Below are 6,025 nucleotides of genomic sequence, written 5' to 3'. Positions count from 1 at the left end.
TCGCTGCCCACCGGCGGGCGCACCCCGCTGGCGGCCGGCCTGCTGCGGGCGCACGAGGTGCTGCGGGTCGAGCGGCTGCGCGACCCGGACCGCCGTCCGCTGCTGGTCGTGGTGACCGACGGCCGGGCCACCGGCGGCGGCCGGGACGCCGTCGCGCGGGCGCACCGGGCGGCCGGGCTGCTGGCCGGGCAGGGCGTGGCGAGCGTGGTGCTGGACTGCGAGTCCGGCCCGGTCCGGCTCGGTCTGGCGGGCGCCCTGGCCACCCGGCTGCGGGCCGCCTCCGTGACCCTGGACGAGCTGCGCGCCGACGGCGTCGCCTCACTCGTCCGCGAGAACCGTCCGACCTCCCCCGCTAACCGAAAGGCGGCCTGAGCCCCATGCCCAAGGGTGTCCCCGAGAGCGTCCCCGATGACGGCCTGACGACCCGCCAGCGCCGTACCCTGCCGATCACCGCCGTGCACACCGGCCCCGGCAAGGGCAAGTCCACCGCCGCGTTCGGCATGGCGCTGCGCGCCTGGAACCAGGGCTGGCCGGTCGGGGTGTTCCAGTTCGTGAAGTCCGCCAAGTGGAAGGTCGGCGAGGAGAACGCGCTGCGGGTGCTCGGCGCCTCCGGCGAGGGCGGCACCGTCGACTGGCACAAGATGGGCTCCGGCTGGTCCTGGATCCAGCGCACCGACGCGATGGAGCTGGACAGCGAGGCGGCGGCCAAGGAGGGCTGGGAGCAGGTCAAGCGCGACCTGGCCGCCGAGACCTACCGCTTCTACGTGCTGGACGAGTTCACCTACCCGATGCACTGGGGCTGGATCGACCCGGCGGAGGTGGTCGCCGTGCTGAAGGACCGCCCGGGCGGCCAGCACGTCGTCATCACCGGCCGGTACGCCCCGGAGGCGCTGACCGACTTCGCCGACCTGGTCACCGAGATGACCAAGGTCAAGCACCCGATGGACGCCGGCCGCAAGGGCCAGCGCGGCATCGAGTGGTGACCGGAGGGCACTGAACACCGTGAACATCCCCCGTCTCGTCGTCGCCGCGCCCTCCTCGGGCGCCGGCAAGACCACCATCGCCACCGGCCTGATCGCCGCGCTCACCGCGCGCGGGCTGACCGTATCGCCGCACAAGGTCGGCCCGGACTACATCGACCCGGGCTACCACGGGCTGGCCGCCGGGCGGCCCGGCCGCAACCTGGACGCGTTCATGTGCGGGCCGGAGCGGATCGCCCCGCTGCTGCTGCACGGCGCCGCCGGGGCCGACGTGGCGGTGGTCGAGGGCGTGATGGGCCTGTTCGACGGCGCCTCCGGGCGCGGCGAGCTGGCGTCCACCGCGCACGTGGCCAAGCTGCTGAAGGCGCCGGTGGTGCTGGTGGTGGACGCCTCCTCGCAGTCCCGGTCGGTGGCGGCGCTGGTGCACGGCTTCGCCTCCTGGGATCCGGAGGTGCGGCTGGCCGGGGTGATCCTGAACCGGGTCGCCTCCGACCGGCACGAGCGGCTGCTGCGCGAGGCGCTGGAGGAGGGCTCGGGCGTGCCGGTGCTGGGCGCGGTGCGGCGTTCGGCGGCGGTCGCCACGCCGTCCCGGCACCTGGGGCTGATCCCGGCCGTGGAGCGCTCGGCGGAGGCGCTGCGGGCGGTGGCGGACATGGGCGGCCTGGTCGCCGCCTCGGTGGACCTGGACGCGGTGCTGGCGCTGGCCCGCACGGCGCCGCCGCTGGACGCCGAACCGTGGGACGCCTCGGGCGAGGTGTCCCGGATCGGGGGCGCGCCGCGGATCGCGGTGGCCGGGGGTGCGGCGTTCTCGTTCTCGTACGCCGAGAACGCGGAGCTGCTGGCCGCCGCCGGCGCCGAGGTGGTGCCGTTCGACCCGCTGCACGCCGAGGGCCTGCCGCCGGGCACGGCCGGCCTGGTGATCGGCGGCGGGTTCCCCGAACTGTACGTCCGGGAACTCAGCGCGAACGATCGGCTGCGGGCCGCGATCGCCGAGTTCGCCACCTCGGGCGGCCCGGTCTCCGCCGAGTGCGCCGGACTGCTCTACCTCGGGCGCGAGTTGGACGGCCTGCCGATGTGCGGGGTGCTGGACGGCTCGGCCCGGATGACCGAGCGGCTGACCCTCGGGTACCGGGAGGCGGTCGCGCTGCACGACTCGCCGCTGGCGCCGGCCGGGGCCCGGCTGCGCGGGCACGAGTTCCACCGGACGGTCTGCGAGCCGGGCGCCGGCGAACGGCCCGCCTGGGGCTGGCGGTTGCCGACCGGCCCGCACACCGAGGGATTCGCGGGCGCACCGGGCGCCGAAAATGTTCACGCTTCGTATCTGCACCTGCACTGGGCGGGATACCCGCAGCTCGCCGCCACCTTCACGGCGGCCGCCGCCGCGTACCGGGCGGGCTGAGCCGCACCCGGCGGAAACCGGCAGGCCTCCGGGTCTGGTCAGGCGGCCATGCGGAGCGTCAAAATAAGGACAGACAACCGCATATCGCCCCATTCGCAACCGGTACCGGCCAGACCCGACCGCCTTTCGGCGAGCCGACCGATTGCCGGCGACCTCCCGCTCGGCGGGGCGCCGAACACGCCCCAGTGGCGCCGCACACGCCCCGGCGGGGCGAGCAGGCTCGAAGGAGCCGTCACGATGCGTTACACATTAACCCCGCTGCGTCCCAGCCCCCTCACCGACCTCCCCACCCCCCACCAGTCCCACCCCTGCCCGGTGCCGCTGTCACCGGAAGCGCTCCAGGCGCTCCATGACGAGTACCTGAAGCTGATCGAGACCCGCCGGCTGCCGAAGCACATCACCTTCGGCCAGTACTACTACGTCTGGCGTTCCCGGGTGCGCGGCGAGAACGTCGTCGGCCTCGACGACGGATCCACCCGCCCCGGTGCGAGCACCGACGCCCAGCTGATCACCCGTCCGAGCAAGAAGCTCACGGGCGTGGTCCGCACCATGGTGCTGCTGGTCGACTTCCCCGACCATCCGCACGACCCCGCGAACACCCCCCAGCACTTCGAGGAGCTGCTCTTCAGCGCCGGCACCTTCGCCACCGGCTCGATGCGCGACTACTACCGGCTGATCAGCGGCTTCGACCCGGCCAACCCGGGCAACGGAGGCATCGACGTCCAGGGCGAGGTGCACGGCTGGTTCCAGCTGCCGAAGCCGCTGACCTTCTACGCCGACAACCAGTCCGGACTGGGCCGGGCACCCAGGAACGAACAGGGCATGGCCCTCGACGCCCTGGAGATCGCGAAGAAGCAGGGCGTCAGGTTCACCGACGACTTCGACGCCCTCGACGACGGCCGGGTCACCGCGCTGTTCGTCGTCCACGCGGGCACCGGCGCCGAGGCGGTCGAGGACCCGGCCGAGGTGCAGTCCGCCCTGTGGAGCGCCAAGTGGGTCAACGAGCAGCCCACGCCGGTCGCGCCCGGACTGGCCGTGCAGACCTTCCTGACCGTCCCCGAGGACTGCAAGGTCGGTGTCTGCTGCCACGAGTGGGGCCACCTGGCCTGCGGCTACGCCGACTACTACGACACCGGCGACGTCGAGTTCACCAAGTCCAACGGCCTGGGCAACTACTGCCTGATGGCGGCCGGTTCCTGGGGCAACAAGGGCGTCACCCCGGTGTACCCGAACGGCATGCTGCGGATGTTCCAGGGCTGGACCACCCCGAAGCTGATCGAGAGCACCACCAAGGACATCACCCTGCGCCCGGTCTCCGAGGGCGGCGACATCCTGTTCGTCCGCAGCCCGCGGATGACCCGCACGCAGTACATCATCGTCGAGTACCGGCGCCAGAGCGGGCAGGACAAGTTCCTGCCGGACCAGGGCATCGCCGCGTACGTCGTCGACGAGAACATCGACAACGTCAACGACGAACGCCACCTCGCCATCGAGCTGATGCAGGCCGACGGCCGGCGCGACCTGGCGAAGATCTTCGGCCTGGGAAACCGCGGTGACGACACCGACCTCTACCCGTCGCTCGGCAACACCAGCATCGGCGAGCACACCCTCCCGGCGCTGAACGAGCCCGACGGCACCTGGAGCGGTGTCACCCTCGATGTCGCCGGCGCGCCCGGAGCGAGCCAGATGGAGGTGAGCGTGACCATCGAGTGAGGTGACCGCCTGCCAGGTGAACACTTGTCAGACGAGCACTTGCCAGGTGATCGATCGCCGCCCTGCCCGCCGCGTTGCGCGGCTCCGACGGTGGCTCCGGCGGAGCCGCACCGGGCGCGGCTGGTGAGGCCGGACCGGGCAGCGGCGGCGATCCGGGCGTGCCCGCCCGCGGACGATCCGACCGAGCATTCGCGAATCCGCGTCAGGCGGGCACCCCGGCCAGCCCGAACCGCACGCCGGTCAGCTCCTCCGACAGCTCCCAGAGCCGGCGGCCCGCCTCGGCGTCGACCGCCGACGGCGCGAGCCGGACCGGGGTCGGCGCGCCGCGGAGTTCGCCCCGGCCGTCCGGACCGATGAACTCCCCGCCGCGCGCGGCCGGTTCGGTCGCCGCGTAGAGCTGCGGCAGCGCGCCGTCCGCCGGGCGCTGGGCGAGCGGCCTGAGCAGCCGTCCGTAGAGCAGCCGGGTGAGGCCGGTCGGCCCGCTGGTCTGCAGGCCGGTGGCGGTGTAACCGGGGTGGGCGAGCAGGCTGCGGACCGGGCTGCCGGCCGCGCCCAGCCGGAGGTGGAGTTCACGGCCGAAGAGCGCGTTGGCGAGCTTGGACTGGTCGTAGAAGGCCATCGGCGCGTAGTCGCGCGCGCCGGTGAGGTCGTCGAAGTGGATCCGGCCCTTGCGGTGGTTGAGCGAGCTGACGGTCACCACGCGCGGGTCGCGGCCGGCGGCGAGGGCGCCCAGCAGCAGACCGGTGAGGGCGAAGTGGCCGAGGTGGTTGACGGCGAACTGGAGTTCGTGGCCCTGCGGGCTGAGCGTGCGGGGCGGGGCGAGCACTCCCGCGTTGTTGACCAGGACGTCCAGCCTGGGGTGGTCGGCGCACAGCCGGTCGGCGAAGGTCCAGACGGTGTCGAGGTCGGCCAGGTCGAGACGGCGGACTTCGAGCCGGTCGTCCGCGCCGGGGTCCGGCAGGCCGGCGGCGATGCGGGCGGCGGCCTCGCGCCCGCGACGCTCGTCGCGGACCGCCAGGACCACCCGCCCGCCGCGTTCGGCCAGCGCCCGCGCGGTGGCCAGCCCCAGCCCGCCGCTCGCGCCGGTGACGACGAACACCCGCCCGCTCTGGTCCGGGATCCGCCCGGCGTTCCATGGCTCCAAAGGCTTCATGTGGCAGATGCTGCCGCTCGTGTCACTTGGTGTCAAGACGTTACTGGATGACATCACCGGCATGGCGTTACCATCGTCGGGTGACCTCCCGACCCGCCGTCAGCCTGGCCCAGCGCAAGCGCCAACTCGTCGAGGACGAGCTGACCGAGACCGCCTTCCGGCTGCTCACCGCCAAGGGCTTCGACGCCGTCACGGTGGACGAGATCGCCGCCGACGCCGGGGTGTCCAAGCGGACGTTCTTCCGCTACTTCGCGTCCAAGGAGGACGTGATCGTCCGGTTCCTGGCCGACCTGGGCGCCGGCATCGGCGCCGAACTGGCCGCCCGCCCCACCACCGAGCCCCCCTCGGCCGCCCTGCGGCACGCCGTCTCGGTGCCACTGGCCGCCTGCGGCGAGCACGGCGACCGGGCGCTGCGCGCCGTCCAGCTGATCCTGCGCACCCCGGCCCTGCACGCCCGCTTCCTGGAGCGGCAGGCCGAGTGGCGCGAGCGGCTGTCGGCAGAGCTGGCCCGCCGGCTGGACCGCGACCCGGCCGCCGACCTCTACCCCCGGCTCGCCGCCGGGATGGCGCTGACCGCCTTCGGGGCCGTGCTGGAGCGGTGGAGCGACAGCGACGGCGCCGCCGACCCGGTCGCGCTCACCGCCCAGGCCTTCGCCCTCCTCGCCCCGGCCCTGGACGCGCCCGCCGCCTGACCGCCCGGCCGGGCCGGGGGCGCGGACGGGGTGAGCGGGCGGCCGACCGTGAGTGCCCGGTGGACGGCGTCGGGGGGCGAACGCCACG

At 73.8% G+C, this 6,025-nt stretch carries 6 protein-coding genes; 5 read left to right on the top strand and 1 reads right to left on the bottom strand.

The window, feature by feature from the left end; genetic code table 11:
- The 4 genes from ABD308_RS04485 to ABD308_RS04470 form a co-directional block, all read left to right on the top strand.
- The coding region (locus ABD308_RS04485; protein ID WP_486327006.1) for a vWA domain-containing protein at positions 1-372 on the top strand (372 nt) is incomplete at its 5' end.
- A 5-nt stretch (positions 373-377) separates the two neighbouring features.
- On the top strand, positions 378-983 hold the full coding sequence (gene cobO / locus ABD308_RS04480; RefSeq protein ID WP_344325853.1) for a cob(I)yrinic acid a,c-diamide adenosyltransferase: 606 nt from the start codon (positions 378-380) through the stop codon (positions 981-983).
- Between the two features lie 19 nt (positions 984-1,002).
- Complete coding sequence (locus ABD308_RS04475) at positions 1,003-2,379, top strand: cobyrinic acid a,c-diamide synthase CobB (protein WP_344325850.1); 1,377 nt, start codon at positions 1,003-1,005, stop codon at positions 2,377-2,379.
- A gap of 237 nt (positions 2,380-2,616) precedes the next feature.
- Positions 2,617-4,092, top strand: coding sequence for a M6 family metalloprotease domain-containing protein (locus ABD308_RS04470; protein WP_344325847.1), 1,476 nt, complete (start codon positions 2,617-2,619; stop codon positions 4,090-4,092).
- 202 nt (positions 4,093-4,294) lie between these two features.
- Here the strand turns inward: ABD308_RS04470 and ABD308_RS04465 are convergent, their stop codons facing one another.
- The gene (locus ABD308_RS04465) at positions 4,295-5,245 is read right to left on the bottom strand and encodes an oxidoreductase (protein WP_344325844.1); all 951 of its coding nucleotides are present in this window, start codon (positions 5,243-5,245) and stop codon (positions 4,295-4,297) included.
- Positions 5,246-5,292: 47 nt separating this feature from the next.
- Here ABD308_RS04465 and ABD308_RS04460 point away from each other — a divergent pair, with 47 nt between their 5' ends.
- The gene (locus ABD308_RS04460; RefSeq protein WP_344325841.1) at positions 5,293-5,937 is read left to right on the top strand and encodes an acyl-CoA-like ligand-binding transcription factor; all 645 of its coding nucleotides are present in this window, start codon (positions 5,293-5,295) and stop codon (positions 5,935-5,937) included.
- Positions 5,938-6,025 lie beyond the last annotated feature (88 nt).

This window comes from Kitasatospora putterlickiae (genome assembly GCF_039527695.1).
Taxonomy (GTDB): Bacteria; Actinomycetota; Actinomycetes; order Streptomycetales; family Streptomycetaceae; genus Kitasatospora; species Kitasatospora putterlickiae.
This window is presented reverse-complemented; position numbering and strand designations above follow the sequence as displayed.